Origin of the sequence: Alteromonas sp. RW2A1 (assembly GCF_001886475.1) — a bacterium.
In the GTDB taxonomy this organism is placed as follows: Bacteria; Pseudomonadota; Gammaproteobacteria; order Enterobacterales; family Alteromonadaceae; genus Alteromonas; species Alteromonas hispanica.
Genome location: NZ_CP018031.1, coordinates 3948851 through 3974805 on the forward strand (window position 1 = coordinate 3948851; position 25955 = coordinate 3974805).

General features: G+C 43.6%; 24 protein-coding genes and 1 pseudogene. 12 read left to right on the forward strand and 13 right to left on the reverse strand.

Annotated features, from left to right (window positions below):
- Positions 1-19: 19 nt before the first annotated feature.
- From speA to BM528_RS17405, 5 genes are all read right to left on the reverse strand, one after another.
- A complete protein-coding gene (gene speA / locus BM528_RS17385; protein WP_071980921.1) occupies positions 20-1930 on the reverse strand; it encodes a biosynthetic arginine decarboxylase in 1911 nt (636 codons plus the stop codon).
- 141 nt (positions 1931-2071) lie between these two features.
- Positions 2072-2506, reverse strand: coding sequence for a hypothetical protein (locus BM528_RS17390; RefSeq protein ID WP_071980922.1), 435 nt, complete (start codon positions 2504-2506; stop codon positions 2072-2074).
- 239 nt (positions 2507-2745) lie between these two features.
- Positions 2746-4134 carry an NAD(P)(+) transhydrogenase (Re/Si-specific) subunit beta gene (locus BM528_RS17395; protein ID WP_071980923.1) on the reverse strand — a complete coding sequence of 463 codons (1389 nt, stop codon included), beginning with the start codon at positions 4132-4134 and terminating at the stop codon, positions 2746-2748.
- An 11-nt stretch (positions 4135-4145) separates the two neighbouring features.
- A complete protein-coding gene (locus tag BM528_RS17400; RefSeq protein ID WP_071980924.1) occupies positions 4146-4427 on the reverse strand; it encodes an NAD(P) transhydrogenase subunit alpha in 282 nt (93 codons plus the stop codon).
- Positions 4428-4429: 2 nt separating this feature from the next.
- Complete coding sequence (locus BM528_RS17405; protein WP_071981392.1) at positions 4430-5587, reverse strand: NAD(P) transhydrogenase subunit alpha; 1158 nt, start codon at positions 5585-5587, stop codon at positions 4430-4432.
- Positions 5588-6183: 596 nt separating this feature from the next.
- On the opposite strand from BM528_RS17405, the gene BM528_RS18590 reads away from it, so the two are divergent.
- Positions 6184-6357: a DUF6435 family protein gene (locus tag BM528_RS18590; protein WP_152561612.1), complete on the forward strand. Its 174-nt coding sequence runs from the start codon at positions 6184-6186 to the stop codon at positions 6355-6357.
- A gap of 113 nt (positions 6358-6470) precedes the next feature.
- The gene (locus BM528_RS17410) at positions 6471-7184 is read left to right on the forward strand and encodes a hypothetical protein (RefSeq protein ID WP_071980925.1); all 714 of its coding nucleotides are present in this window, start codon (positions 6471-6473) and stop codon (positions 7182-7184) included.
- Between the two features lie 20 nt (positions 7185-7204).
- On the opposite strand, the gene ppiC is transcribed toward BM528_RS17410, so the two are convergent.
- Positions 7205-7486: a peptidylprolyl isomerase PpiC gene (ppiC, locus tag BM528_RS17415; protein ID WP_032097769.1), complete on the reverse strand. Its 282-nt coding sequence runs from the start codon at positions 7484-7486 to the stop codon at positions 7205-7207.
- 172 nt (positions 7487-7658) lie between these two features.
- On the opposite strand from ppiC, the pseudogene BM528_RS17420 reads away from it, so the two are divergent.
- Positions 7659-9480: pseudogene (locus BM528_RS17420) on the forward strand (DUF885 domain-containing protein).
- Between the two features lie 124 nt (positions 9481-9604).
- On the opposite strand, the gene groL reads toward BM528_RS17420, so the two are convergent.
- The 3 genes from groL to BM528_RS17435 all read right to left on the reverse strand — a co-directional run bounded on the left by groL (position 9605) and on the right by BM528_RS17435 (position 12456).
- Positions 9605-11245 (reverse strand): chaperonin GroEL, encoded by a 1641-nt coding sequence (gene groL / locus BM528_RS17425; protein ID WP_071980926.1) that lies wholly within the window; start codon positions 11243-11245, stop codon positions 9605-9607.
- A gap of 40 nt (positions 11246-11285) precedes the next feature.
- Positions 11286-11576 carry a co-chaperone GroES gene (locus BM528_RS17430; RefSeq protein ID WP_071980927.1) on the reverse strand — a complete coding sequence of 97 codons (291 nt, stop codon included), beginning with the start codon at positions 11574-11576 and terminating at the stop codon, positions 11286-11288.
- A gap of 334 nt (positions 11577-11910) precedes the next feature.
- The gene (locus tag BM528_RS17435) at positions 11911-12456 is read right to left on the reverse strand and encodes an FxsA family protein (RefSeq protein WP_071980928.1); all 546 of its coding nucleotides are present in this window, start codon (positions 12454-12456) and stop codon (positions 11911-11913) included.
- Positions 12457-12999: 543 nt separating this feature from the next.
- Here BM528_RS17435 and BM528_RS17440 point away from each other — a divergent pair.
- From BM528_RS17440 to BM528_RS17465, 6 genes are all read left to right on the forward strand, one after another.
- Positions 13000-14826: a protein-disulfide reductase DsbD gene (locus tag BM528_RS17440; protein ID WP_071980929.1), complete on the forward strand. Its 1827-nt coding sequence runs from the start codon at positions 13000-13002 to the stop codon at positions 14824-14826.
- A 105-nt stretch (positions 14827-14931) separates the two neighbouring features.
- Positions 14932-15783: a M23 family metallopeptidase gene (locus BM528_RS17445; RefSeq protein ID WP_232230522.1), complete on the forward strand. Its 852-nt coding sequence runs from the start codon at positions 14932-14934 to the stop codon at positions 15781-15783.
- 285 nt (positions 15784-16068) lie between these two features.
- Positions 16069-16509, forward strand: a complete 441-nt coding sequence (aroQ, locus tag BM528_RS17450; protein WP_071980930.1) for a type II 3-dehydroquinate dehydratase — start codon at positions 16069-16071, stop codon at positions 16507-16509.
- A 14-nt stretch (positions 16510-16523) separates the two neighbouring features.
- A complete protein-coding gene (gene accB / locus BM528_RS17455) occupies positions 16524-16985 on the forward strand; it encodes an acetyl-CoA carboxylase biotin carboxyl carrier protein (RefSeq protein WP_071980931.1) in 462 nt (153 codons plus the stop codon).
- 14 nt (positions 16986-16999) lie between these two features.
- Complete coding sequence (gene accC, locus BM528_RS17460; protein ID WP_071980932.1) at positions 17000-18343, forward strand: acetyl-CoA carboxylase biotin carboxylase subunit; 1344 nt, start codon at positions 17000-17002, stop codon at positions 18341-18343.
- A gap of 831 nt (positions 18344-19174) precedes the next feature.
- The gene (locus BM528_RS17465) at positions 19175-19606 is read left to right on the forward strand and encodes a hypothetical protein (protein WP_071980933.1); all 432 of its coding nucleotides are present in this window, start codon (positions 19175-19177) and stop codon (positions 19604-19606) included.
- Positions 19607-19619: 13 nt separating this feature from the next.
- On the opposite strand, the gene BM528_RS17470 is transcribed toward BM528_RS17465, so the two are convergent.
- The 3 genes from BM528_RS17470 to BM528_RS17480 all read right to left on the reverse strand — a co-directional run bounded on the left by BM528_RS17470 (position 19620) and on the right by BM528_RS17480 (position 22439).
- Positions 19620-19880, reverse strand: coding sequence for a TIGR03643 family protein (locus BM528_RS17470; protein ID WP_071980934.1), 261 nt, complete (start codon positions 19878-19880; stop codon positions 19620-19622).
- Between the two features lie 66 nt (positions 19881-19946).
- Positions 19947-22097: an exonuclease domain-containing protein gene (locus BM528_RS17475; protein ID WP_071980935.1), complete on the reverse strand. Its 2151-nt coding sequence runs from the start codon at positions 22095-22097 to the stop codon at positions 19947-19949.
- 51 nt (positions 22098-22148) lie between these two features.
- A complete protein-coding gene (locus tag BM528_RS17480; RefSeq protein ID WP_232230523.1) occupies positions 22149-22439 on the reverse strand; it encodes a hypothetical protein in 291 nt (96 codons plus the stop codon).
- Between the two features lie 174 nt (positions 22440-22613).
- On the opposite strand from BM528_RS17480, the gene BM528_RS17485 reads away from it, so the two are divergent.
- From BM528_RS17485 to BM528_RS17495, 3 genes are all read left to right on the forward strand, one after another.
- Entirely contained in the window at positions 22614-22805 is a 192-nt protein-coding gene (locus BM528_RS17485) for a CPXCG motif-containing cysteine-rich protein (RefSeq protein ID WP_071980937.1), read from the forward strand.
- Positions 22798-23436 carry a flavin reductase family protein gene (locus BM528_RS17490; protein WP_071980938.1) on the forward strand — a complete coding sequence of 213 codons (639 nt, stop codon included), beginning with the start codon at positions 22798-22800 and terminating at the stop codon, positions 23434-23436. Before BM528_RS17485 ends, BM528_RS17490 begins: the two co-directional genes overlap by 8 nt.
- A 218-nt stretch (positions 23437-23654) precedes the next feature.
- A complete protein-coding gene (locus tag BM528_RS17495) occupies positions 23655-23948 on the forward strand; it encodes a high-potential iron-sulfur protein (RefSeq protein ID WP_071980939.1) in 294 nt (97 codons plus the stop codon).
- Positions 23949-24216: 268 nt separating this feature from the next.
- Here the strand turns inward: BM528_RS17495 and BM528_RS17500 are convergent, their stop codons facing one another.
- Positions 24217-25833 (reverse strand): amidase, encoded by a 1617-nt coding sequence (locus BM528_RS17500; protein ID WP_071980940.1) that lies wholly within the window; start codon positions 25831-25833, stop codon positions 24217-24219.
- Between the last annotated feature and the right edge of the window lie 122 nt (positions 25834-25955).

A 25955-nucleotide genomic window follows, 5' to 3' on the forward strand; every position in this document is an offset into this window, starting at 1 on the left:
ACCGGCAATAGCAAGCTATCTACTGCTTGAGATAAGTGTAACCGCTTAAACATTTTTCATAAAAATCTGTCCAGCGAACACCTTCTCTAGGATTGAGCTTTCCATCCCACACATGTCTGTCAATCAGGCGTTTTACATCAGATGCCATAGCCCGAGGGTTATACTGCATAACATTCAGTACGTCCTCAACCGATGAGCCTTTCACCACTTCTTCAATGTAAAAGTCTTCTGGGTCATCGTCGTAGCTGTAAATATGCACTTCGTTCAAACGGCCAAAAAGATTGTGCATGTCGCCCATTACATCTTGATAAGCCCCTGTTAAAAACAGCCCAACGTAGTAAGGCTCGTCTTGTTTTAAGGGGTGCATGGGCAGCACATCAGTAATTTCTCTGCCAATAGTAAACTGGTCAATCTTTCCGTCGCTATCACAGGTTATATCAACCAGTGAGCAGTTTACTGTAGGCTCTTCATTCATTCTCGTCAGTGGAACTACAGGCAGAAGTTGATCAATAGCCCAAGTGTCTGCCGCCGACTGAAACACAGAGAAGTTACACAGGTATTGTGATGACAAGCTGTAATCAAGCTCTTGTAACTCTTCGGGAACGTATTCCTCTTTACGATACCAAGTTTGCAATCTGCCCATTATTTGCCAATACAGTGTTTCTATCTTGGCCAATTCCTCTAATGGAATAACGCGCAATTTAAAGGCGTCGAGGGCCTGCTCTTTGTATTGCGAAGCGTCGTTATACACTTCGTGCATGTTTTCTTGTTCGTCGAAGGTTTCCGCAAGCTCTCGTATATTCTTCAAGAAAAAGTGCTCGCCTTCTTTTGCAGATGTGTCCATATCGGCGGCACTAGACTTAATTTCACCCACAATTTCGGTAATAACACAGCTGTGATGTGCGGTAATAGCACGGCCACTTTCACTCACTAAATGAGGATGAGGAACACCTTCCAGATCGCACATTTCTTTCATGCCGTATACAACATCAGCTACATATTCTTGCATACTGTAGTTACGCGAAGACTCGTTGGTTGAGTTACTTCCATCGTAATCAATACCTAAGCCACCACCTACATCGACATAGTCTAAAGCGAAGCCCATTTTATGCAGATCGGCATAAATACGCGCGCCCTCAGTAACGGCTTCTTTGACGGCGCGGATATCGGTTAGCTGACTGCCAATGTGAAAATGTAATAGCTTGAGGCAATGGGCCATGCCCTGCTCTTCTAAATAGCGCGCCGCGTTAATTATCTCGGTAATGGTGAGGCCGAACTTTGCTCGCTCGCCGCCAGAACTTTCCCACTTACCGCGACCTTTTACCGTCATTTTTGAGCGAACGCCAATAATAGGATCGATATCCAGCTCTTTTGCCACTTTTACAAGTAATAGTAGTTCGGTAAATTTCTCAACTACCACAACGACCTTACGCCCAAGCTTGCGACCTAGTAGCGCCAAACGCATTACTTCATCATCTTTGTAACCATTTAAGATGGTGAGCGACTCTTCATTAGTGTTCATTGCCAGTACGGTGAGAAGCTCTGCTTTTGACCCAGCTTCTAGCCCATAGTTGTAAGGTTTGCCTGCATCAACAATTTCCTCAACCACTTCGCGCATCTGGTTTACCTTAACCGGGTAAACACCTTGATACTCGCCTTGATATTCAGCTTCTGTGATCGATTTTCGAAAGGCTTTATTTAATCCAGCCACTTGCGAGCGCAAGATATCGTGAAAACGAACAACCACAGGAAATTGCACACCTTCTTTGCGGATATCTTCGATAACCGAATTGAAGTCGATGCGAATACTGGGATCTTCAGGCACGGGGGTAATATGAACGTTGCCATTTTCACCTATCTGAAAATAGCCGCCGCCCCATTGAGAAACGCCATAAACGCGCTCTGCTTCCTCGATACTCCAATTTGACAATGTAGTCACCTTTTAACAGTGCGCTAGGAAACACCTAGCAAATGAGTGCAAAAATAAGCCGCGTATTATAGACAACATCGCAAATGTTGCGATGTAAAATATCGATTGTGTCGAATAATTATATTTATCGCATTACTCCGTTTACGGAGTTGCGGTATGTACCCACGATTTTACGTATGCCATCGTACTTGGTTCAACTCTCTCGCTTGCTAACCCTAAAAACACCCCTGCATCTTGCGTGCGTTCAAGGACAAAAGCTTCATTTACGAAATACTTTTTTGCAATATGATCCGCGTTGGTATTTTCATCTTCCAGCCACAACTCGCTTAACTGATTTCTGCGATCTAGCTGAATAGGCTGTCTAATACGACTGTCAATTTCTGAGTCTGGAGTCGACCAGGCTCTAATATCCACTAGTAGATGAAACGGTTTACCGTTTCGTTTCTGCAGTGTAGTCGTCAGCTCTCCCAAGTAACTTATATTTGTGGCTGTATCCCAGTGGCCTCGAAGTGTTACCAAAATACAATTTTGATAGGTTTCGATGTCAAAAGTACGTTTAGACGGGAATTCACTCATTACAGGGTTTCAGCTTGGTATCGGTGGCAATATAGAAGCGTGATGTTAGAACGGAATCAGACGTTTAACAACCTCGAAAAAATATATCTTCTTTTAGCCAGAAATTGGTCATAGATGAAAGTAATGTGTGCCTTCAAAAACATAACAATGCTATTGAAAGCACACCTTAGCGCTCTTTCTTTTTAAATGTTGCGATTACCAATAAAGCACGCAAACGTTAAGTTTAATCCGTGAACAACTTAGTCGTCACCAAACTCACGAATAATACTGTTTATGGTTTCCTTCGCATCACCCAGCACCATTCGCGTGTTTTCTTTAAAGAATAACGGGTTATCTACACCTGCAAAGCCTGCATTAGCAGAACGCTTAAGTACAAAGACTGTTTTGGCGCGGTATGCTTCAATAACCGGCATACCGTATATGGGGCTACCTTTCATCTCTTTTGCCGCAGGGTTAACAACGTCGTTAGCACCTATAACAATAACCACGTCATAATTCTCCATGCGTGGGTTAACGTCGTCCATTTCGTATAGCTGATCGTAAGGCACGTCTGCTTCCGCTAGCAGTACGTTCATATGTCCCGGCATACGTCCGGCAACGGCATGAATAGCATAATCGACGGTACATCCGTTTTCCTCAAGCAATGACTGGAGTTCACGAACAGCGTGCTGCGCTTGCGCTACCGCCATACCGTACCCAGGAACAACCAGCACGGCCTGGGCAGCTTCTAGCACGTAAAACGCATCCTGCGCCGCCAACACTTTTATCTCACCTTCAATTTTCTCGCCCGCCTCAACAGGTGTCGAAAATCCTGAAAGCAACACATTCATAAGCGAACGGTTCATGGCTTTACACATAATATTGGTAAGAATTAGCCCAGACGCACCTACTAATAGACCGGTAACGATGAGAATAGTATTACCTGTAGCCAAACCGGCAGCAGATGCAGCAATACCTGAATAGCTGTTCAGCAGAGCGATTACCACCGGCATATCTGCGCCACCGATAGATATGGTAGCCAGTAAACCAAAGCTTAGTGCTAAAGCAATGGCGCAATACAACCACAGCGTATTAGCAGGGTCTGTAGCAAACAAATAGCCAATACCCACCATAGCAATTAGATGAAAGATACTTAGTTCACGTAAGCCAGTGAAAATAACAGCCTTTGAACTCAACTTCCCAGACAGCTTACCCCAAGCGATAACCGAGCCTGAAAACGTGACTCCCCCTACCAAAATAGTGAAAAAGAGAGTTAAGAACGTAAACACGCTGGCTGTATTTAATGCCATCGTACTCATGCTTGATAATGTGGCCCAACCCAACAACAGCGAGGCTGCACCGCCAAAACCATTAAACAAAGACACCATTTCTGGCATTGACGTCATCTCTACGGTTTTTGCTTTCCACGCGCCATAGGCACCGCCGATGACAAAACCAAGCAGAATGAAGTGATAGCTTATAATTTGCTGGTCGAGCAAGGTTACAATAACCGCAATGAGCATACCCACTGCCGAAATAAAGTTACCTTTTTTAGCGGTATCTGGATGACTTAATAATTTAAGACCGAGTATAAATAGTGCCGCAGCAACTACGTACGCTAGGTTTATAGTGGTTACAATATTGTTCACTTGCGTACTCCCTATTTATTCTTTTTCTTGAACATGCTTAACATGCGATCGGTCACTAAGTATCCGCCCACTACGTTGATGCTTGCCAGCGCTACTGCCACGGTTCCAAGTACCGTAGTTAACACACTATTGTCACTACCCGACGCCACTAAAGCGCCCACAAGCGTGATGCCCGATATTGCGTTAGAACCAGACATAAGTGGCGTATGTAATGTAGCGGGTACTTTTCGAATAAGCTCAAAACCGAGAAAACCTGCTAGTACCACAATAAAAAGTAAGTATATGATTTCCATGATTACGCCCCTTTGTAAGTAGTTAGCAGCATGTCATTGGTTACGCTTCCCTGATGGGTAATAACACAGCCGGCGAGAATGTCGTCCTCCAAATTTAGGTTGAAGGTGTTGGTTTCAGTATCGAAGAACTCGTCTACTAAGTTATAAATATTGTTGGCATACATGTCGGTAGCCGCCCTTGCTACAAACTGGCTCCAGTAACCATCACCAATCACATTTACACCGTTAACTAAGGTCGTTTTTCCGGGTTCTGAACCTTCAACATTACCGCCCGAGGTTGCAGCCATGTCTACCACAACACTGCCTGGCTTCATTAATGCCAACGTATCTTTTGAGATAAGCACCGGGGGTTTGCGCCCAAATAATTGCGCCGTGGTAATAACAATATCGGAATCAGCAATGGCATCTCGCTGAGCCTCCTGCTGTTTGGCTTTTTGCTCTTCGGTGAGTTCTTTGGCATAGCCATCTTTTGTTTGACCAGTTTCACCAATATCAATCTTAAGGAACTTGCCGCCTAACGACTCAACCTGTTCTGCCACTACCTCTCGGGTATCATAGGCAAGTACATTTGCGCCAAGACGCTTGGCTGTGGCAATTGCCTGAAGCCCGGCTACGCCTGCGCCAATAATAAACACTTTTGCCGGTTTAATGGTGCCTGAAGGCGTCATCATCATGGGTAAAATTGAGGGGAGCAGACTAGCGGCCTGCATAACCATGACGTATCCCGCTAGGCTTGCCTGCGAACTTAGTGCGTCCATTTTTTGCGCTCGAGATGAACGAGGGATCATTTCAACGGAAATAGCGGTTAGCTGCTTTTGCGCAATAGATTCAATAAGCGGTTGTTGAAAGAAAGGGTCAAGATGGCCTACCACAATGGCCCCTTTTTTCATCAACGCCAATTGAGATTCACTGGGCTTATTCACCGCCACTAACATATCTGCTGATGATATTGACTCATTCACATCGCTAATGACAGATACACCTACACCTTCGTATTCTTTATCAGAATAACCAGATAGTAAGCCAGCACCTGCCTCGAGTGTTATAGACAGCCCTTTCTTCACTAACCGCTGCGCACTTGATGGCGTTACAGCGCAACGCTTTTCCACCTTGTTCAGCGGATCAGGCGTTTTTGATTCATTTAACACGATGATTTTCACACGCTTCTCCTTATTAGTAGGCTCTTCGAGCATGACACCTTTTGTTACTGGCCAAGCTATTTTATTCACTTATGCTGATCATTTTTTGACTTAATTAAACGGTCGTTTGAATTTTTATTAACTAACCGAGCTCGACAAGGTTGTTTAATTTTTACTCTAAACCTTGTTAAACATACGCTTCAAAGATATTTATTACCAAAATTTTAATCTTTAATTACATAACTATAATTTATATGAAATTCTATTATGTTTATTTCACCGGTCTTATTTTTGGTTATCAAAGGGGAGGAATGAGGCATGAAGGTTATTTTTTGCACAGCCGTAAAGGTATAAAAAATGAACCGGCTGTGGCAGAGCAGCGCTATATACAAAACGTGAAATTGATAAAAAGGTGAGTAATTCTTTTTTGCTGTGATGTGATCAGTTAGTCGGATTAAAACGTTAACTCAGTAATTGCTAGAGATCATGCGCTACAAACCGTGTATTACTTAGCGTTTATTAAACCGAAAATAAAACAAAAAATACACCATAACCAGAGTACACAGCCGTTATTTGCTTTTAAAAAAATGCACTGCGCGCCGTGAGGAGAAAAAATAGTGTTTGGGCTTTTTAAATCGAATCCGTCAAAGAAAATGCGAAAAGAATACGACCAGCTTCTAGAGCGAGCCATGCTTGCGCAAAGGAAGGGCGATATAAAAACGTATTCTATGCTCACTGCAGAATCTGAAGAGCTGTGGAAGAAAATAGAAGCAGCGGAAAAGCAGCAGTAATTCTTTTCTTCTGCTTTTGCTATGTGAATTGGAACCTTCATTTCGCATTGTAGTTTAGATAACCGTATACTAGCGCCTTCGTTGCGATAACCTAAACAAGGGCGCTGAGTATCATGGTATTTCGTTTTTTCATAACGATGTTATACGGCATCGTTTTTACATCATCCTTTTTCCATAAAAGCGCGCAGGCCATCGAAGCCGGTCAATATTATTATTTCATTTCAGAAAAGTGTGCCCCCCGAGGCCCACAATCCCCAGAAGAAAGAGGCGCAGTGACTCCCGATCTCATGCTGTTTGAAGTAGTCCCATCGGGTATTAGTGACTATTTTGTTCGTATGAATACAGATGCCCTTATTCACTACACCGAAATAGGGCAACGCTATTTATCGGATTTAGAAGAAGAGCAAGTTTACACGGCGGGAGAAGAGAGCAGCGAAGGAAAAAAAGTCATTCATCACGACTTTATGCTACAGCGCGAAGCGATAGACTTAAAAACCCTTATTGCCACCCTCAATGGTTTTTCACAACAGCAGACTGAAAAAGGGTATTACTTTCGCACAATTCTGGCTCTGCCCAACGAAAACGCGCGTTTTAAAGCCGTCACGCGGTTGCGATTAACAGAAAGCGAAGCCGCTAATCGCATGCTGCTTACTGACTATTCCACCAGCTATTATCTTTTAGATAACGCTGGAAAAGCAGAGAACACGCCATTTATTAGTGTCGACCACTACGCAGCCATGCGAGAGAACATACACGAATTTAATAGCCCCTATCATGCCTTTACAAAAGAGCAGGTATGCGGAGAAAAGTGGGAGTCGGGAATTTAAGGGCGTTAACGTAAGAAGTATTAATTATTGCGATACAGGGTTTTGATAATATGGAAACCAAAACGGGTTTTTACTGGCCCGTGCACTTTTAACACTTCTTTTTTAAACACAACATCATCGAACGCTTTTACCATTTGCCCGCGACGGAACTCCCCCAAATCGCCACCGCGTTTTCCCGATGGGCATGTTGAATGCTTTTTAGCCAGTGCGCCGAAATTTTTGCCTTTTTTCAGCTGCTCTAAAATAGAAAGGGCCTCTTTTTCGGTTTTTACCAGAATATGTACCGCTGCTGCTGTTGCCATGACAATGCCCATTAGCGTTGAATATTTACGCCTCAGAGTATAACCCAGAGCAACGCTTAGCGTAAGCATACGAATAACCGCTAGGCAGTATTTCAATTTTGCTGAATAGGTTTACTTTTTAGCGCAAATTCCGCTAACGTAGGTCGAGAACAAAATTTGGACAATAAAAATAATGAAACGATTTTTTAAATGGATTGGCGTTGGCTTAGTAGCCATAATCGCTTTAGGCGGCAGCTTTGCTGCTCACGAATGGTATGCAGATAAACCTTTTTACTTTAACAACTCTTAACCGAGAAATGGTAAAAGTAGCGTTTGATAGCCCGGAAACACTTACCTCTTTGGGGTTTTTAGAGTCGGTAGGCATTAAAGGGCACAACGCTAAGCTAGATGATGCTAGCCCCGAAAAAAGTGAGGAGCTTTATAACAAGGCTCGTAATATTAGAAGCATCATCGAGAATTACGATGATGATGACTTAAGCAAAGATGAGTTACTTTCCAAGAAGATTACCCTTTACCTTCTTGATTACCTTCTCACTAATGAGCCCTTTAAATATCACACCTACCCTGTAAACCAACTTTTTGGGGTGCAAAATGGGTACCCCAGCTTTATGCAGGGGCAGCATCAAATTAAAGATGAGACCGACGTTGAGAACTATCTCAGCCGCTTAGAAGCAGTTGACGAAAAGTTTGCGCAGGTATTGGAAGGCCTTAAACTACGTGAAGATAAAGGCATTATTCCGCCTCGCTTTGTTATCGAACGCGTGCTTGATGAAATGAACGGGTTTATTTCATCACCGCTTAACGAGAACATTCTTTACAGCTCGCTAAAAGAAAAAATGGCAGATATAGAGTCACTGTCCCAAGAGCAGCAAGACGACTTTTTAGCCAAAGCGGAAGCGCGAATTAATGATGATGTAAATCGTGCTTATCAGCTATTCATCGACTATTTCACAACACTTAAAACCAAAGCGGGCACAGATGACGGATACTGGCATTTGCCCGATGGCGATAAGGTATACGCCAACGCCCTTCGCTTTTTCACTACCACCGATATGACCGCAGACGAAATTCATAATATTGGCTTAAAAGAGGTAGCTAGAATTCAAGGTGAAATGCTGAAAATTCTTGCAGACGAAGGATACGACACCTCTCAAGGCTTCACTACTGCCATGGACGCATTAGCCTCTGATCCTTCTCACTATTATGAAGACAGTGATGCGGGCCGTGAGCAAATACTGAAAGACTATCAAATCATTCTTGATGAAATTGAAGAGGGTATGAGCGAGGTTTTTCGCATTCGTCCTAAGGCAGGCATGGAAGTAGTTCGTATTCCTGAGTTTAAAGAAAAAATCGCACCTGGCGCGTATTATCAGCAGCCAGCCATAGATGGCTCTAGGCCGGGTCGCTTTTTCGCAAACCTTTACGACATAAAGGCAACACCCAAATACAGCATGCGAACGCTGGCCTATCACGAAGGCATTCCAGGCCATCACTTCCAAATAGCGCTAGCAATGGAAATTGAGGGCATGCCCTTTATTCGTAAAATGTCGCCATTCACTGCTTACACAGAAGGATGGGCGTTGTACTCAGAATATTTAGCGTGGGAAATGGGCTTTCAAGAAAATCCATTGGATAATCTTGGTCGACTTCAAGCGGAACTGTTCAGAGCGGTGCGCCTAGTGGTAGACACGGGTATTCACGATAAACGCTGGACACGAGAAGAGGCTATCGACTACATGGTAAATAATACGGGTATGGCGCTGAGTGACGTTACCTCAGAAATTGAGCGTTATATTGTTATGCCTGGCCAGGCTACTTCATACAAAGTAGGCATGCTTAAGATTTTGGAGCTAAGAGAGAAGGCGAAAAATGCCTTAGGCGATAAGTTCGACTTACGCGATTTTCACGATGTGGTACTGAAAAATGGGGCTGTTCCTCTTTCTATTTTAGAGGAATTAATCGACGCCTACATTGAAGACACTAAAAGCACATAACTACGGTTTAGTAAGCATTTAAAGATAAGCCTGCATTGCAGGCTTAAAATATACACACATAAAAAAGGCGCTAACTTCACAAAGAAGTAGCGCCCTTTCTTTAAGCGTTAAGCTTAGGGGATGATTACATCATGCCGCCCATACCGCCCATGCCGCCCATATCAGGCATTGCAGGAGCTGCTTCGTCTTTAGGTAGTTCAGCCACCATTGCTTCGGTAGTTATCATTAGTGAAGCAATTGACGATGCAAACTGAAGTGCAGAGCGCGTTACTTTAGTTGGGTCAAGAATACCCATCTCTAGCATGTCGCCGTACGTGTCGTTTGCAGCATTGTAGCCGTAGTTTCCTTCGCCGCCTTTTACTGCGTTGATAACAACAGACGCTTCTGCACCTGCGTTAGACGCGATTTGACGTAGAGGAGCTTCCATAGCACGTAGCGCAAGTTTGATACCTACAGTTTGGTCTTCGTTGTCGCCTGTTAGCTCGTCAAGCTTAGAAGCCGCGCGAACTAGTGCAACACCACCACCAGGTACAACGCCTTCTTCAACCGCAGCGCGAGTTGCGTGTAGCGCATCTTCAACGCGGTCTTTCTTCTCTTTCATTTCTACTTCAGTAGCTGCACCAACTTTAATTACTGCAACACCGCCAGAAAGCTTAGCTAAACGCTCTTGAAGCTTTTCTTTGTCGTAGTCTGAAGACGACTCTTCAATTTGACCTTTGATTTGAGCACAACGGCCTTCAATCGCTTCTTCGTCGCCGTTACCGTCAACAACAGTAGTATTGTCTTTGTTGATAACTACACGCTTAGCAGTACCTAGGTCTTCAAGCTGAACTTTTTCAAGGTCTAGACCAATCTCTTCAGAGATAACTGTACCGCCAGTTAATACCGCGATGTCTTGAAGCATTGCTTTGCGACGGTCGCCGAAACCAGGTGCTTTAACTGCAGCTACTTTCACAATGCCGCGCATGTTGTTTACAACCAATGTTGCTAGCGCTTCGCCTTCAACATCTTCAGCCATGATAAGTAGCGGCTTGCCGCCCTTCGCTACTGCTTCTAGAGTAGGAAGTAGTTCACGGATGTTAGAGATTTTCTTATCAACCAATAGAATGTACGGGCTGTCTAGTTCAACAGTACCGTTTTCTTGATTGTTGATGAAGTATGGAGAAAGGTAACCACGGTCGAACTGCATACCTTCAACAACGTCTAGTTCGTTTTGAAGTGCTTGACCTTCTTCTACAGTGATAACGCCTTCTTTACCTACTTTTTCCATTGCTTGAGCAATGATGTCACCTACTTCTGCGTCTGAGTTAGCAGAAATAGTACCTACTTGGGCAATAGACTTGCTGTCTGCACAATCTGTAGAAAGTGCTTTTAGCTCAGCAACAGCTGCAATTACTGCTTTATCGATACCGCGCTTAAGATCCATTGGGTTCATACCCGCTGCAACAGACTTAAGACCTTCAGTTACGATTGATTGCGCTAGAACAGTAGCGGTAGTTGTACCGTCACCCGCTTCGTCGTTCGCTTTAGAGGCTACTTCTTTCACCATCTGAGCGCCCATGTTCTCAAACTTGTCTTCAAGCTCGATCTCTTTGGCTACAGATACACCATCTTTAGTGATAGTAGGTGCACCGAAAGACTTGTCTAAAACAACGTTACGGCCTTTAGGACCTAGTGTTACTTTTACTGCATTTGCTAGCGTGTTTACGCCTTTGAGCATTTTTGTGCGAGCGTCGTCACCAAAACGTACTTCTTTAGCTGCCATGATTCAATTCCTCTCTAATTCGGTTAGTCGTAAGTCGTTATTACTCAACAATTGCTAGGATGTCGCTTTCGCTAAGGATAAGCACTTCTTCACCGTCTAGCTTTTCTGTTTTAACGCCGTAACCGTCACTAAAAATAACAGTGTCGCCAACTTTAACGTCTAGCGCTTTAATTTCGCCATTTTCTAGTATGCGACCGTTACCCACAGCGATTACTTCACCGCGAGTTGATTTTTCTGCTGCAGAACCAGTCAGAACGATACCGCCTGCAGATTTGCTTTCTTGCTCTGCGCGTTTAATGATTACGCGGTCGTGTAAAGGACGAATTGCCATTTTCAAGTCTCCTGAAAATTCCACTATTCAAAGTTAATTATCAACATTCAACCTTTTGAATGTTGAGTGCCTGGATGCCCATTGCTGAGCAGTTAAACTGTTGTCTGCACCGATAGATGGGGTAGTACCTATTCAAGTTCAAGTGTTTTTCAGCAAAAAAATGTAAAAAAATTGATTTTTTTAATAAATAGCGGTGTTTTCAAAGGTGGGACGGTTCATCACTTATCCACAAAGTGAGTGAACCGGTAAGTTGAAGCAGCAAAAACATGGCAAATTATGATTGAACAGAAGCCGATAAATAGCCTTCAAAGCTCTTGTCTGTATTTATTTAAGGCTACTTAAGGCGCTTATCTTCGTCGTTTTGTGTGTTGTCGGTATATTCACCCTCGATAACGCCGTCTGAATCTTTCTTATCTGAGTGAAAAGGCGAGTTGCCCTGGTCATCGCCAAACGGGCTACCGGAGAAAGGGTTTTGCTGCTGATGGGAGTGAAACCCACCTGCGCTAGCTCCGCCCGGCATAACCACGCGCATTTTCATATGCTTACTAACTTGAGAGGCCAACAGATGTCGTGACCCTGGCATTACGAATAAAAAACCTAATATATCTGTTACAAACCCTGGTGTTACTAACAAAACGCCAGCGATCACCAACATTAAGCCTTCAACCAGCTCTTTGCCTGGCACCTCGTTACGCTGCATTTTTGCCTGTGCAGTTTGAAGTGTCGCAATTCCTTCGCGTTTAACAAAATAAGCACCAATAAAGGCCGTTAAAATAACAATACCTATGGTATTCCAGCCACCGATAATACTGCCTACATTCACTAGAATGGCGATTTCTAGAATAGGGAGAAGGGCAAATAATATAAATAAAACCCGCAAAATGCGTCCTCTTTTGTCACTATAAACAATGGAACTCGGGTACTATTTAATTGGCCGCTATTAAAGGGTGAATTTAATAGGTAACGTTTTCTCAGTACCGCGAAGTAAGTGATAGTTGTATGGCTTTAGAAACCGATCACAAGAAAAGGTTCGGTTTCTTTCGGTTAAACGGCTACATAGCGCGACCGACAACCACGGTTTATACTTTCACCGTGAAACAATACTGTTACTATATCGGTCTTAGTACGCACAAAGCAAATTTTGCCCATTTTTTGCGGGTAAAGTGTGTTTGTGACAGAGCACATTAATGCAAGAACATTAAGCGCAGATTATTTTCACGCCTTGCACTCTTTTTATACGAATAAACAGTATCAAGTAACGTTATAACTAAAGCGAGCAAGAGCGGATAGCAGTGAGTAAGTCAAAGTAAGAGTTCGTTACAATGCGCTCGCGCGCCAAATTCGCGATACATCTAGTATGTTAAAGCAACAGAATTAAACCAATAAAATTCAGCAATACAAATGAATAAAAGAAGTTGTCATCATGAATAATGTTTTACCCTTTTGTAAGCCTTCTTATCAGTCTGCATTTGATTCAATACGCCGTATGTTTATGGTTTTTACCTTGGCATTGTGCTCGATTATGTTGGCTACAAATACGGTGGCACAAACTAAATTCCCCGACAGTTTAGATGCGTCATTTTCTCAAGAACCTGAATTTTTAGATGTAGAACAAGCTTTTGTTTTCGACTTCAACCAAAAAAACAAAACGCTCTCCTTAACCTTTTCCATTGCAGACGGCTATTACCTGTATAAAAAGCAGTTTAAATACGTAGCGAAAGATGCCGAAATAGGGACAGCCTCCTATCCCAAAGGAGTTATGATTGAGGATGAGTTTTTCGGCGAGTCTGAGGTATTTTATAACAGTGTTGTGATTACACTGCCTATCGAGAACGCCTCATCTGACGGTATCGTTAAGGTTCGCTATCAAGGGTGTGCCGACGCAGGGCTTTGCTACCCGCCAACGATAAAAGTGGTTTACCTTAATGAGGTGATGGCCGAAGGGCAAGGCGCAAACGAGAGCAACGGGTCCATAGTGGAAAGTGAACAATTTTCGCTAGCAAATCAACTTATCAACAAAGAAAACTTGCCTCTTACTCTTTTATTATTTTTTGCCTTAGGCATTGGGCTTGCATTTACGCCCTGCGTTTTCCCTATGTACCCTATTGTGTCTGGTATTGTTATTGGGCAAGGAAAAACAAAAACACTGTCGCACTCTTTCTGGCTTACATTTGTTTATGTACAGGGCATGGCAATCACTTACTCTTTGCTTGGTCTTGTGGTAGCGGTGGCCGGCGCTCAATTTCAAGCGGCGCTGCAACACCCTGTAGTACTTGGTGTTTTCATTGCTTTATTTATCTCCTTGGCCGTTGCTTTGTTCGGCGGTTTTGAAATACAACTTCCCGCTAAATGGCAGGAAAAGCTGACATCGGCGAGCAATAACCAAACCCCGGGAAGCTTTGTGGGTGTTTTCATTATGGGCGTACTGTCTGGCCTTATTGCCTCGCCGTGTACCACCGCTCCGCTTACCGGAATTTTACTGTTCATTGCTCAAACAGGCGATATGACCTTAGGCTTTATCTCGCTCTACTTGCTCAGCATAGGGATGGGAATACCGCTTATTCTCTTTGGCGTAACGGGCGGAAAACTGCTGCCAAAAGCAGGCAACTGGATGAATGTTGTCAAGGTAACATTCGGGTTCATGATGCTCGCTGTCGCCATTGTATTTATAGAGCGCCTTTGGAACAGCGCCTTCTCCGATTTTTTATGGGCAGCTTTGGGCTTTGGCTTATTTGGCTATTACTGGTGGCTAAATCGCGCTACAGCAAACTCAATGATGAAGCTTGGGCGCGCTATATTAGTGGCAATAGGCATTATGGGCAGTGCAGGCATTGCTTATCAAACAGGCGAGAATGTGGGTCTTTGGGGAGAGAAAAAGGAACATCCTGAGTTTGTAAAAGCCAGAAACCTTAACGACCTTCAACAAAAAATTGCGGCGGCCAACGCTCAAGACAAAACCGTGATGGTAGACCTTTATGCCGATTGGTGCGTGGCGTGTAAAGAGTTTGAAAAATACACTTTCCCCGACCAGGGTGTGGTAACTGCACTAAACAATACAGTGTGGATGCAAATGGATCTCACTGATAACACGCCTGAACGCCAGGAAATTTTTGATGAATTTGAAGTGCTTGGTTTGCCAACTATCTTATTTTTCGATACGAGTGGAAAGGAAATTCGTCAATCACGGGTTACTGGCTCTATGGATGCCGAAGAGTTTGCTGAACATGTCAATAATGCACTTAACAAGTGAATGAGATTACCAAAAAATTCTCTAAACTCTAGGCGTTTAACAAGTAGATTAAAGGTAGTTGATTGCTCGCTTATATATTAAATGTCAGTTGTTGGATTTAAGGTTTTGATTAACACACTGAGCAGAACCACGATCATTTCGCTGATCTTAGCCTTTGCGTGCGCAATAGCAGCATTGCCGCTAAAGCTTGCAGCTCAGCAAATGAAGCCTTTGCAGCTTGAGGGCTGTTTTGACGAACGACGCTTTTGCATTGTGCTTAGTGAAAGCAATAAAGGAACCGGTCAGCAGAACCGCACCTATCGCATAGGTATAAAAAGACATCTAAACCTACCAGTTGCCGTTACGCTTTATTCTCCTGAACTAGGGCGCATGGCCCATGCAAACGCATTTTTGTTCGATGACAGTACTATTGAACTAGGTGAAACTTCATCACCCTCACGTTTTTGGTCAAACATGCGGGTTAAATGGACCGTGGGAGACATTAATGCATCTCATAACAATAATTATTCATACGCACCGCCCCTGCAGCCGCTAGAAAATTATCCTGTTGTACAGGGCGTGAACGGCAGCTTTAGTCACTTTGGTGCATCAAAATATGCTCTCGACTTCGGGGCAAAAAAAGGCACCCCCATTCTCGCAGCTCGTGGGGGAATTGTTATTGATACAAAGAGCAGTGGCAGAAAAGGCGGACCTACACCAGAGTTTGCAAAGTATGCCAACTATATTGCTATCTTGCACAGCGATGGCACTACCGGTGAATACTATCACCTGATGCATAACGGTGTTGCGGTAGCACGAGGCCAGCGCATCCAGGTAGGACAACTCATCGGATACACAGGAAATACTGGGTTTTCATCTGTACCCCACTTACATTTCGGTGTTTACGTTGCGAAATATCACGGTCGCTATGAAAGCGTTCCTTTTAAAATGAAACCGGTGAACGTAGACATAGAATAAAAGCAATATAACGCTCTATGCCAGGCATGGCACACCATCCGCTCGTTTCCACACAACATTTCATTAACAAAAAGCAATGCTGCGAATGACAGCCTGTAGCAAAAACTTTGCGCCTAAAACACCTGATTAGACCAGTATTTTGCTGCTAAATCTTTCTCTATCTCTATAATCACACTATAAATCACGAAACGGATCGAACTATTGGCTTTTTTTCGTGCAACTGAAACGGAAATTTGTTGAAATGACAAATACCGTGTCAATTACCCGAAGATAGCAGCAAATTAGATGAATATTTTGTTATTGAATGGCCCTAACTTAAATATGTTAGGTCAACGAGAGCCCGACAAGTATGGTACGCAGACGCTGCAGAACATCGTAGATGATTTGCAGGCTCAGGCTGCGTCTAGCGACGTTACGCTAACGCATTTTCAGTCTAACGCTGAACATGCGCTCATTGAGCGTATTCACAGCGCTATGGGCAACACAGATGCCATCATTATTAATCCCGCTGCTTTTACACACACAAGCATTGCCATTCGCGACGCGTTGCTCAGTGTAAGTATTCCGTTTATTGAAGTTCATTTGTCGAATGTTCACGCCCGTGAACCTTTTCGTCACCACTCCTATTTTTCTGATGTTGCAGCTGGCGTCATTGTTGGTCTTGGCCCTATGGGTTATTCGCTTGCGCTAACTGCAGCAGTCAATTTACCGAAATCGCAAAAATAACGCAGAGAAAGAACATGGATATTAGAAAGATAAAGAAACTCATCGAGCTAGTTGAAGAATCTGGTGTAGCTGAGCTAGAAATTACTGAAGGTGAAGAGTCGGTACGAATTCACCGTGGTCCAACTGGTGTTCAAGCGCCGGTAAACTATAGCTTTGCAGCTCCCGCTGCACCACAGCAAGCTCCAGCCCAAGCGCCTGCGGCACCTGAAGTCGCTGCACCTTCTGAACCAGCTGCACCTGAAGGCCATGTAGTTAAATCGCCTATGGTTGGTACTTTCTATCGTGCTTCATCACCTACTTCTAAAGCATTTGCTGAAGTAGGACAGCAGGTTAAAGTAGGCGATACTTTATGTATTGTTGAAGCTATGAAAATGATGAACCAAATTGAGTCTGACAAAGCCGGTGTTGTAAAAGCAATTTTAGTAGAGAACCAAGATCCGGTTGAATTTGACCAGCCAATGTTCATCATCGAATAAGTGAGCAATTCACAATGCTAGATAAAGTACTTATTGCCAACCGTGGTGAAATTGCCCTGCGAATTTTAAGAGCCTGTAAAGAATTGGGCATTAAAACCGTAGCTGTGCATTCCACTGCGGACAAAAATTTAAAGCACGTGTTGCTTGCCGACGAGTCTATTTGTATCGGTAAAGCCTCTGCGACCGAGAGCTATCTTAATATTCCGCGTATTATTGCAGCAGCAGAAGTTACAAACTCCATAGCAATCCACCCTGGCTATGGTTTTTTAGCAGAAAATGCAGACTTCGCCGAAGCGGTAGAAAAAAGCGGTTTTATCTTTATTGGACCTACAGCGGAAACCATTAACCTAATGGGTGATAAAGTATCTGCTATTAACGCTATGAAGAAAGCCGGCGTTCCTTGCGTACCAGGTTCAGATGGCCCGTTAACTGACGACGAAGAGCGCAACAAAGCCATAGCAAAGCGCATTGGATATCCAATTATTATTAAAGCTGCTGGTGGCGGCGGCGGTCGTGGTATGCGTGTTGTGCGCAGCGAAAGCGAACTGGTAAAAGCAATTCAAACCACACAGGCAGAGGCTGGTTCAGCGTTTGGTAACCCGACGGTTTACATGGAAAAGTTCCTAGAAAACCCTCGTCACGTTGAAATTCAAGTGCTTGCTGACGGACAGGGCAATGCTATTCACTTAGGTGAGCGCGACTGTTCAATGCAGCGCCGCCATCAGAAAGTGGTAGAAGAAGCACCTGCACCAGGTATTTCAGAGCAAATGCGTGCAAAAATAGGCGACCGTTGTCGCAGAGCCTGTATTGAAATCAATTATCGAGGCGCTGGTACATTCGAATTCCTATATGAAAACGGCGAATTCTATTTTATTGAAATGAACACCCGTATTCAGGTAGAGCACCCTGTGTCAGAAATGATTACTGGCGTTGATTTGATAAAAGAGCAGCTTCGCATAGCAGCAGGTCAGCCGCTGTCTATCGACCAGTCTCAAATACAAATTCGCGGGCATGCAATCGAGTGTCGTATCAATGCTGAAGATCCAGAAACCTTCATCCCAAGCCCTGGACTCATTAATATGTTTCATGCGCCAGGTGGTTTAGGGATCCGCTGGGAGTCGCATATTTATGCTGGCTATACAGTTCCTCCTTTTTATGACTCGATGATTGGTAAGCTAATTGCCTACGGCGAAAGCCGTGACGAGGCCATCGCGCGCATGCGCCATGCTTTGGAAGAGATTGTGGTTGACGGTATTAAAACTAATATTCCACTACAAAGACGGATTATGGCCGATGAAAACTTCTTCGCGGGTGGTACTAATATTCACTACCTCGAAAAGAAACTGGGCTTAAACTAATCCCCCCTTTGGGCTGTATCGCAATGTTGGTGCAGCCCAATTTTACGTTTTTCCCCCTCTTTTCTATAATTGCTTAAAACTGTAATCTAAATCTAAAGTGACCCGCTTAAACCGGCTTTCTTAAAGTCTCTGAAACTACACTTCTGCACAATGTAGGATAAAGAAAGACAGTATCACTGCATTGATTCGCATTTTGCGATTACAACAATCAATTTTTACTGATTTTTATGTTTGATTACCATGAGTATACTTTTCTGCATTGAAAGACGTCTCCCACGTCATTGTTTTTTTCATGTGTGAATTACCTTATGGAGTTAATCTCCGCTTACGCCGATGCTATGCATCGGCTTAATTAGATGGTCCGCCTCACCTCTAAGCTAATCTTAGAGTTAGGCAATCAAAGAGGCGAACCATCATGTCTACTATTAAAGTTCTTGGAATCGAAAAGCGCCTAAACAGACTCCGAATACATTAGCGCATAACCAACCCCGTTATCGAAATTAATCATTGCAATAACGAGGCGGACCATACATTTTTATGTCCGCATGTTGTCAGCAACCTCTGGGCTATGTAATTCCGCTCCACAAACGCCACCCAAAAAAAAGGCCCACCAAACGGTGGGCCAAACAGCAAAAACGCGTACACACTATAACAGTGCATCAGTCAATACGCCCCGTATTTTAGTGAAGTTCATATATATTAAATTACTTATTTTTAACCTCACAACCTTTAATAAGTGAATTGAGTTCTTTAGACTCGAGTTATTGCAAGGAAAAGAAATTTCATAAAGGAACAAATTTAAAAAACAGTCAATAACCTCTAAGGCAGTCTATGCAAAGTCGTTATACACAGCTCAAAGAAAAGCTTCCTATTTCAAGATTATCTGACGATGTCCTTCTCGCGCTTCGCGTTTTATATGATGACCCCCTCGACATCGTAGACCTTAAGCAAGACATCGACGACCTCACTGTTTATCCTGAGAGGCTTCATGATAGCTACCGCAAAGAGTGGGAAACTTACGTGCTTAAATCGCTAGCAGCAGAGCTTAAAAGTAATTGCGATTTATCTGCTTCTGAATATATTGAAAGCGTCATGCAACGCGTGGAGGACGTAGAACAAAACAGTGCGTCTTACGCAGCCTTTTTAGAAAAAGTTACTCAAGCCAAACAAATTAATGAATCTGGCAATACCCTTGTTTTTCCTAGCCCTTTTCGCCAGCAACTTATGGCCTTTTTACTCCCCGTTAGCACGGTAGACAAGTAGCGCCAATAGCGCATTATTTGTTGGCGCTTTTTACTTTGTACTGAGACGGGCAGTATCCTCGATCCACACCTTCTGGGCGCAAACTAGCATGTTTAGTTTTGCGGCCAGACACCCTTGCGCGCCAGTTCTTAAACGTTTTTTGTTTTAAGTTTTTACGCATAAGCTTAATGACTTCTTTTTCAGGTAGACCGTACAAACGTTCGATAGCCTCAAACGGCGTTCTATCTTCCCACGCCATCTCTATAACTCTCGACTGCTGTTCTTCATCTAACATAGCTATTCTCTCGTTGCAGACTGTTTACCGCTGTTGATACGAAATTTTACCGTCTTCGTTCAAATTTTATAGGGCGTTTTCTCTATCATCTTTTTCAAAAGCTAATTTAAGTAATTCGGCTGCAGCTTTTGCATCAGAAAGGGCACGGTGATGACGCTCCATAGAGATATAAAAATGCTTGGTTAGATTGGCAAGTGAGTAAGAAGGCAACCCTGGATAAGTACGCCGCATTTCTCTTACCGTACACATTTTAGGGCGGCGAAAGGGCTGTTCTAAACGCGCAAACTCTTGCTTTATAAAGCCATAGTCAAAATTCACATTGTGAGCTACAAATACAGCGTCTTCGGTAAACGCAGCTATTTCACTGGCAATGTCTGCAAAAATTGGCGCATCTTCCACCATATCATCTGAAATACCGGTCAGCCGCGTAATGTTTGCAGGAATACGGCGCTGTGGGTTTATCAAGGTTTGATAACGGTCTACTTCCTCGCCGGCAATAAGCTTCACCATTCCAATTTCGGTAATGCGATTGTAGCTGTTGTTTCCCCCTGTGGTTTCTATATCCACAACGACATAGGGCTGCTCAGGGTCGCGTACCCAGTTTACTGTTGTTACAGCCACATCAAACCCGGCCTGTTGCAAACGCTGAATAGACACCAGCTGGTTTCGTCGCAATTGATCTCCAGGGGCTTTTATTTCCTCAAACCGCAAGCCGTTGTCGTAAACCATAATATCGGGAAAACCATCTCTCAGGTTTTGAAAATCTCGACTCATCATTCTAAGCACGTTCTGAATACTTTGTAATTCACCGTACTGCAGCAGTGCTTCAATGGGCTCTAGTAATCGACTAGACCACATAAACAAACTGTTCACTTTCCCATAATGAGTTGTGGCCATTTTTTGGATATGAAAAAGCAGCTTTTCCTTTGAATCTAATGAAGAAAGTAGCCCTTCAATGCTAGTTTTAAACTTTGCATAAAAGTTGTTTTGCTTTAACGACAGTGGTCTTCGGTCAAATTCAGTTACCAACGTATCTTCTTCGTACAGTTGAGACCAAAACGTTAGGCCGAAAATGCTGCGCCACAATCGGTTTTCTGTGCGCCAACCTTGTATTCCATGCCGTGCGTAATGCGCTAGTACGCCTCTTTCAACCTGCTGATTTTGACTCACATCTATTGCCAGCTCTCTACTGGCACTGCGCAACATATCGGTGACTGAACTCGTGCGTTTTTTATTGAATTTTCTCGCATAGAAATCTTCCGCGAAAGCCAGCAATGTATCTGATTGCGGATTGTCGATAATGCCTTCCAGTATCACTTTCACATCATCAGTGTTTCCAACTTTATAACTCTCTCTTATCCACTTTTCTTTTGCTTTGTCGCTCTCAGCTAAGCCAAGTATATGCAGTCCTTTCTGCTTGTCTTCATCAAGTAACTTAAGCCCTAACGCATAAAGTAACTGGTCGCGGTAAAAGCCCGCAGACAAACCTTCTGTTGTTGGGAAATCCTCGTTTGCTAAGGCAAACAGTGTCTCGCGGTCGTAATAACCTAACTGCGTATAATGATTTGCGTAAAACCATGCTGCTTCGGTGTCTGCTTTAGTTTCAAACCGCGCGACGTCGGTTACTGAGTCTGAACGCGTGCGCATGACGCCTAAATCTCGCATGGAAAATTGGTTTAACCGGCTTTTTGTATTGCCGAAATAAAGAAACAATAAAAAGCGTAAGGAGTCATCAAAAAGGCAGACTAAATAGTTTTCAATTGAGTTGCTATCAATTGAAAAGCGGCTTGGCCATCCATTAGCGCGTATCTCATTATCAAGAAGCGTAACCAGTTTGGGCTTGGTCAACGACGCCAACCCTTGTGTACTGCCATACTCTGCCAATAACGTTATAATGGCATCTTTAGTAAGAACTCCTGAGATATCGTTCAGCGATGCATGAGTTATGTCACCAAACCAGCCGTCTTCTGTAAGCGCATCGATATACGCTTGAGGCGAATTAATTTCAGCATAATTAAATTGCGTTCTATCAATAATGGCATACTTGCGATTTGCGGCACGCACTATAATGCACTGCTCATCTTCGTTTAGCGCTTTAAAGCGATGAATAAATTTTGCAGCACTATCTGAGAGCAATGTTGCACTCGCCCCCTCGAAAAAGCGAAGGAACTCGTGAAAGTGAGTAAGATAATAGCGTGGGGGAAGATCTTTTCGCATACGGCCAGTTGTTCAGTCATCCTCGCGATAGTGTATATTTATACAGCACCATTAATCAACCTTTACTCGCTGTTTCGCAACCCAATTGAAAAATGTGGTGAGCTGCTCGTCAGCTAGCAGCAACTGCAATGTTGAAAGCCGTTTCGCCAGCATCATTTCATCATAGAAGCGATGAATACCACTGTGGCACTGCCGACAGATATACACGCCCTCTTGCAGCTGCGCCTTGTTATAGTTTTTTTTGAAAAACGGACGTCGATGCATTTTCTTCGGGATAAGATGATGAAAGGTGAGCCGCGTTTTTCGCTTACAACACGGACAGATGCCAACGGTATTTGCCACAAAAAGCACCATATAATTAGACAAGCAGTATATGTATTGTTCAGACAATTAGTTTTAACTTATACCGATAAAATAACGTTGTGATCACAAGCGTGCATATTGAGAAGTAAAATCAATCCAGCAAAAGAAAATACCCGTAACTATGGTTACAAATTTTAAATAGTGAAGATAATTATGAGTTTGACACGCGCGATGGGATTTTCCTGCCCATACTGCATGGCACCGAACGATGTTGAAATTGACGAAATGAACGATGTGGGGCAAATTCAGGTTCTTGATTGTCAAGTTTGCTGCCAGCCTATTGAGCTTAGAGTTTTTCAGCATGGTGACGAACTTTCTATAGAGGCAGAAAGAGAAAATGACTGATCGCATGACCCGCGACGATTTAGATGAATTAGAGCAGCGTTATAGAGCCAACCTTATCAATAGCTTATCTGGCTTTAAGTCTGCTGTTCTGCTTGGCAGCTCAGATGGTAAAACCAACAATTTGGCCATCATTAGTTCGGTAGTACACGTCGGTGCTAATCCGCCTCTGCTAGGCATGATAATGCGCCCACATACTGTACAACGCGATTCATTAGACAATATAAAACAGCAGGGTTATTACACGCTTAACCATGTTCATACCGATTGGATTGATAAGGCCCATCAAACGTCAGCGCGTTACGAACAAAACGAAAGTGAATTTGACGCAGTAGGGCTTACACCGTTTTTCAGTGATGGACTTCCCGCGCCTTACGTTAAGGAAAGTGAGGTAAAAATTGGTCTGAAGGTAGCGCAGCATTTTACGCTACTAAACAAAACCGAAATGGTTATTGGTGAAATACAAGAAGTTATGTTTGATAAACATGCGCTGCATGAAGACGGTTATTTAGATATAGAAGCACTAAGCACTGCTTCAATTTCTGGGTTAGATAGTTATCATAAAAGCCAAAGACTGGCGCAGTTCGCTTATGCGAAACCGCATGTAAAACTTGATAGGAAGAAAACTTCTTAACAAGTTTGCGGTCTTATATTTAATAGCAGCCCCACACTTTATGAATATTTATTAATCGGTAAATAATGCAATTCACATAAATTTTGTCGATCTTTACTCAAAAAGAGTTAGTATTAAGTATGAAGTCAAAAAACCTGCTCTCTTTGGGCAGGTTTTTTGCGTTTAAGGCACTGAATAAAAAAGAATCATTATCGTTTCTATCTCATTAGGAGAATGTTATGAAATCTGTTAATCGCCGTGACTTTATGAAGCTTACGGGCTCTACACTGATAGGGTTAACGTTAGGTGGCGTGGCGCTGCGCGCTCAAGCGCAAGAGCAGCTAAGCGCAGACGACGCTACCGCTAAAGCGCTAAATTACACGCCGTCTTCAACAGTTGAAGGCTCGAAGTGCAGCAATTGTATGTATGTTCAAGGCGCAGATGGTGAGCAGTATCGCCCTTGTAACATTTTCCCAGGAAAACTGGTTAATGCTGACGGCTGGTGTAGTGCATGGGTTAAAAAACCTGGCTAATTGTCAACGCTTTGGTCTAACGTTAGCCTAGTTGATTGCTTATACAAACAACAGCAATGTTAAAGCGCGCTAGCGTTAATATATAAGGCTACGATAAAAGCTAAAAACACAAGCTATAGGTCAAAATAAAAGGGCCCAAACAATGATTTGTTTGAGCCCTTTTTTATTACCTTTGACCCGTCCTAAATAGCGTTGTTATTAAGTTCTAACGCTCACTGAAAAGCGTCATTCAAATGCTTCGTTTAAGCATCTTACTTAGATACACACCTTATTTAGACACAACGCCATCAGTAAGAGGTTTTAACTCTGGCGCATCTAGTCTTGATGGTAAGAGGCCCGGCGTAATAGTAAACCCGTGTTTAGCTTCAAACACGCTGCCAATCCTTAGCACTTTCTCATCCATCCATTTACCCGCAATAAAACTTAATCCCACAGGGAGATGCTTCACCTCTCCAGCCGGCACGGTTAAATGAGGGTATCCAGCTACAGCAGCGAGATATCCAATACCGATAAACCCTCCTGGTGAATGATCGCCGTAAACACCATCAATTAGAAAGGAAGGGCTGTTAGAGGGAGACACCAACACATCTACGTTGTGCTGTTTCATGAGCGTGTCGATACCATTCGCTCCCGCAGTTTGTTGAATAAGGGCTAGCGCCGACTTGTACTCTTCACTTTCTATAGAGGCTGCTTCTAATGATTTTTCAAAAATATCTTGATTGAACAAAACCAACTCACGGTCATCGCCCTTATTAAACTCAATAAGAGAGGCCAAGTCTCGTGCAGGGATATCTGCCGGCGAATCAGCGAGGTACTCATTTATCGACGCATGAAATTCTGCCAGTAACACATTGTAAGAATCGGCCCAAAAGCTATCTGGCTGCTCAAAATCTTCGATGTCTACCAAGGTAGCACCGGCATTCTTCAAACTGTTCAGTGCATTTTCGTAAGCCTCTAACACGTGTGGATTGTCACCCTGGCGGTAACGAACTACCCCCACACGAATCCCCTTCAAATCTGTGGCAATTAGCGATGCCTTCGGCGTTTTAATCACATGATCATCGGCGGCTTTTGTTGCGCTGTCTTTGGCATCCGAGCCGGCCATGATAGAAGCCATTAACCATGCATCTTGCACACTATTGGTCATCGGCCCTGCAGTATCTTGGCTAAACGAGATAGGAACAATGTGAGTACGCGAGAGCATTCCCACCGTTGGCTTGAAACCAACCACGCCGTTCATAGATGACGGGCAGATAATTGAACCATTGGTTTCTGTTCCCACCGCTAAAGAAGATAGGCGAAGAGCCATAGCGGCACCCGAACCTGATGAAGAACCACAGGCGCTTCTTGATAATAAATGTGGATTACGAGTTAACCCACCTACAGCACTCCACCCACTAATGGATGACTCCGATCGAAAGTTCGCCCACTCTGACAAATTGGTTTTACCTAGAATGATGGCATCTGATGCTTTTAGCTTGGCAACAATAGGCGCGTCGCGCTCCGTCATATTATTTAGTAGTGCCATTGAGCCCGCGGTAGTTACCATCTCGCTCGTTTCAATATTGTCTTTTAATAACACTGGAATACCAGCCAGCGCGCCAACGTTTTCGCCAGTTTCAATCTTTGCATCTATGCGCTTAGCCTGCTCAAGGGCTTGGCTATTTATAGCAAGAATACTGTTTGCATCAGTATCTAGGCGCTCAATGCGAGCTAAGTAGCCTGATACCAAGTCGTATGACGATAGTTCGCCAGATTGAATAGCAGCGGCTTGGACGTGAGCCGGTTTATCCAGCCACTCCAACGCCATGTTTTGCTGTTTACTTGTTGTTGTACAAGCGCCGCATAGCGCGACAAAAATGAGTAGATACCACTTCTTTATCATTATTTTTCCCTTTTATGGCACATGGCCGCAGAGGCTCACTAAGGCGACAGGCCCTACGAGCAATCAGCGGTGTATTTTTTTAAAGCATCAGGTACTTTTTATACTATGCAGCAAAAATAGTT

Excerpts from the sequence above, each read along its gene's own strand:
- BM528_RS17410 (WP_071980925.1), top strand. The coding sequence starts at position 6,471 with ATGGTATTTCGTTTTTTCATAACGATGTTATACGGCATCGTTTTTACA.
- BM528_RS17490 (WP_071980938.1), top strand. The coding sequence starts at position 22,798 with ATGACTGATCGCATGACCCGCGACGATTTAGATGAATTAGAGCAGCGT.
- BM528_RS17430 (WP_071980927.1), bottom strand. The coding sequence starts at position 11,576 with ATGGCAATTCGTCCTTTACACGACCGCGTAATCATTAAACGCGCAGAG.
- BM528_RS17495 (WP_071980939.1), top strand. The coding sequence starts at position 23,655 with ATGAAATCTGTTAATCGCCGTGACTTTATGAAGCTTACGGGCTCTACA.
- BM528_RS17465 (WP_071980933.1), top strand. The coding sequence starts at position 19,175 with ATGCAAAGTCGTTATACACAGCTCAAAGAAAAGCTTCCTATTTCAAGA.
- BM528_RS17475 (WP_071980935.1), bottom strand. The coding sequence starts at position 22,097 with ATGCGAAAAGATCTTCCCCCACGCTATTATCTTACTCACTTTCACGAG.
- ppiC (WP_032097769.1), bottom strand. The coding sequence starts at position 7,486 with ATGGCAACAGCAGCAGCGGTACATATTCTGGTAAAAACCGAAAAAGAG.
- BM528_RS17440 (WP_071980929.1), top strand. The coding sequence starts at position 13,000 with ATGAATAATGTTTTACCCTTTTGTAAGCCTTCTTATCAGTCTGCATTT.
- BM528_RS17485 (WP_071980937.1), top strand. The coding sequence starts at position 22,614 with ATGAGTTTGACACGCGCGATGGGATTTTCCTGCCCATACTGCATGGCA.
- BM528_RS17390 (WP_071980922.1), bottom strand. The coding sequence starts at position 2,506 with ATGAGTGAATTCCCGTCTAAACGTACTTTTGACATCGAAACCTATCAA.
- aroQ (WP_071980930.1), top strand. The coding sequence starts at position 16,069 with ATGAATATTTTGTTATTGAATGGCCCTAACTTAAATATGTTAGGTCAA.
- accC (WP_071980932.1), top strand. The coding sequence starts at position 17,000 with ATGCTAGATAAAGTACTTATTGCCAACCGTGGTGAAATTGCCCTGCGA.
- accB (WP_071980931.1), top strand. The coding sequence starts at position 16,524 with ATGGATATTAGAAAGATAAAGAAACTCATCGAGCTAGTTGAAGAATCT.
- groL (WP_071980926.1), bottom strand. The coding sequence starts at position 11,245 with ATGGCAGCTAAAGAAGTACGTTTTGGTGACGACGCTCGCACAAAAATG.
- BM528_RS17400 (WP_071980924.1), bottom strand. The coding sequence starts at position 4,427 with ATGGAAATCATATACTTACTTTTTATTGTGGTACTAGCAGGTTTTCTC.
- BM528_RS17470 (WP_071980934.1), bottom strand. The coding sequence starts at position 19,880 with ATGTTAGATGAAGAACAGCAGTCGAGAGTTATAGAGATGGCGTGGGAA.
- BM528_RS17500 (WP_071980940.1), bottom strand. The coding sequence starts at position 25,833 with ATGATAAAGAAGTGGTATCTACTCATTTTTGTCGCGCTATGCGGCGCT.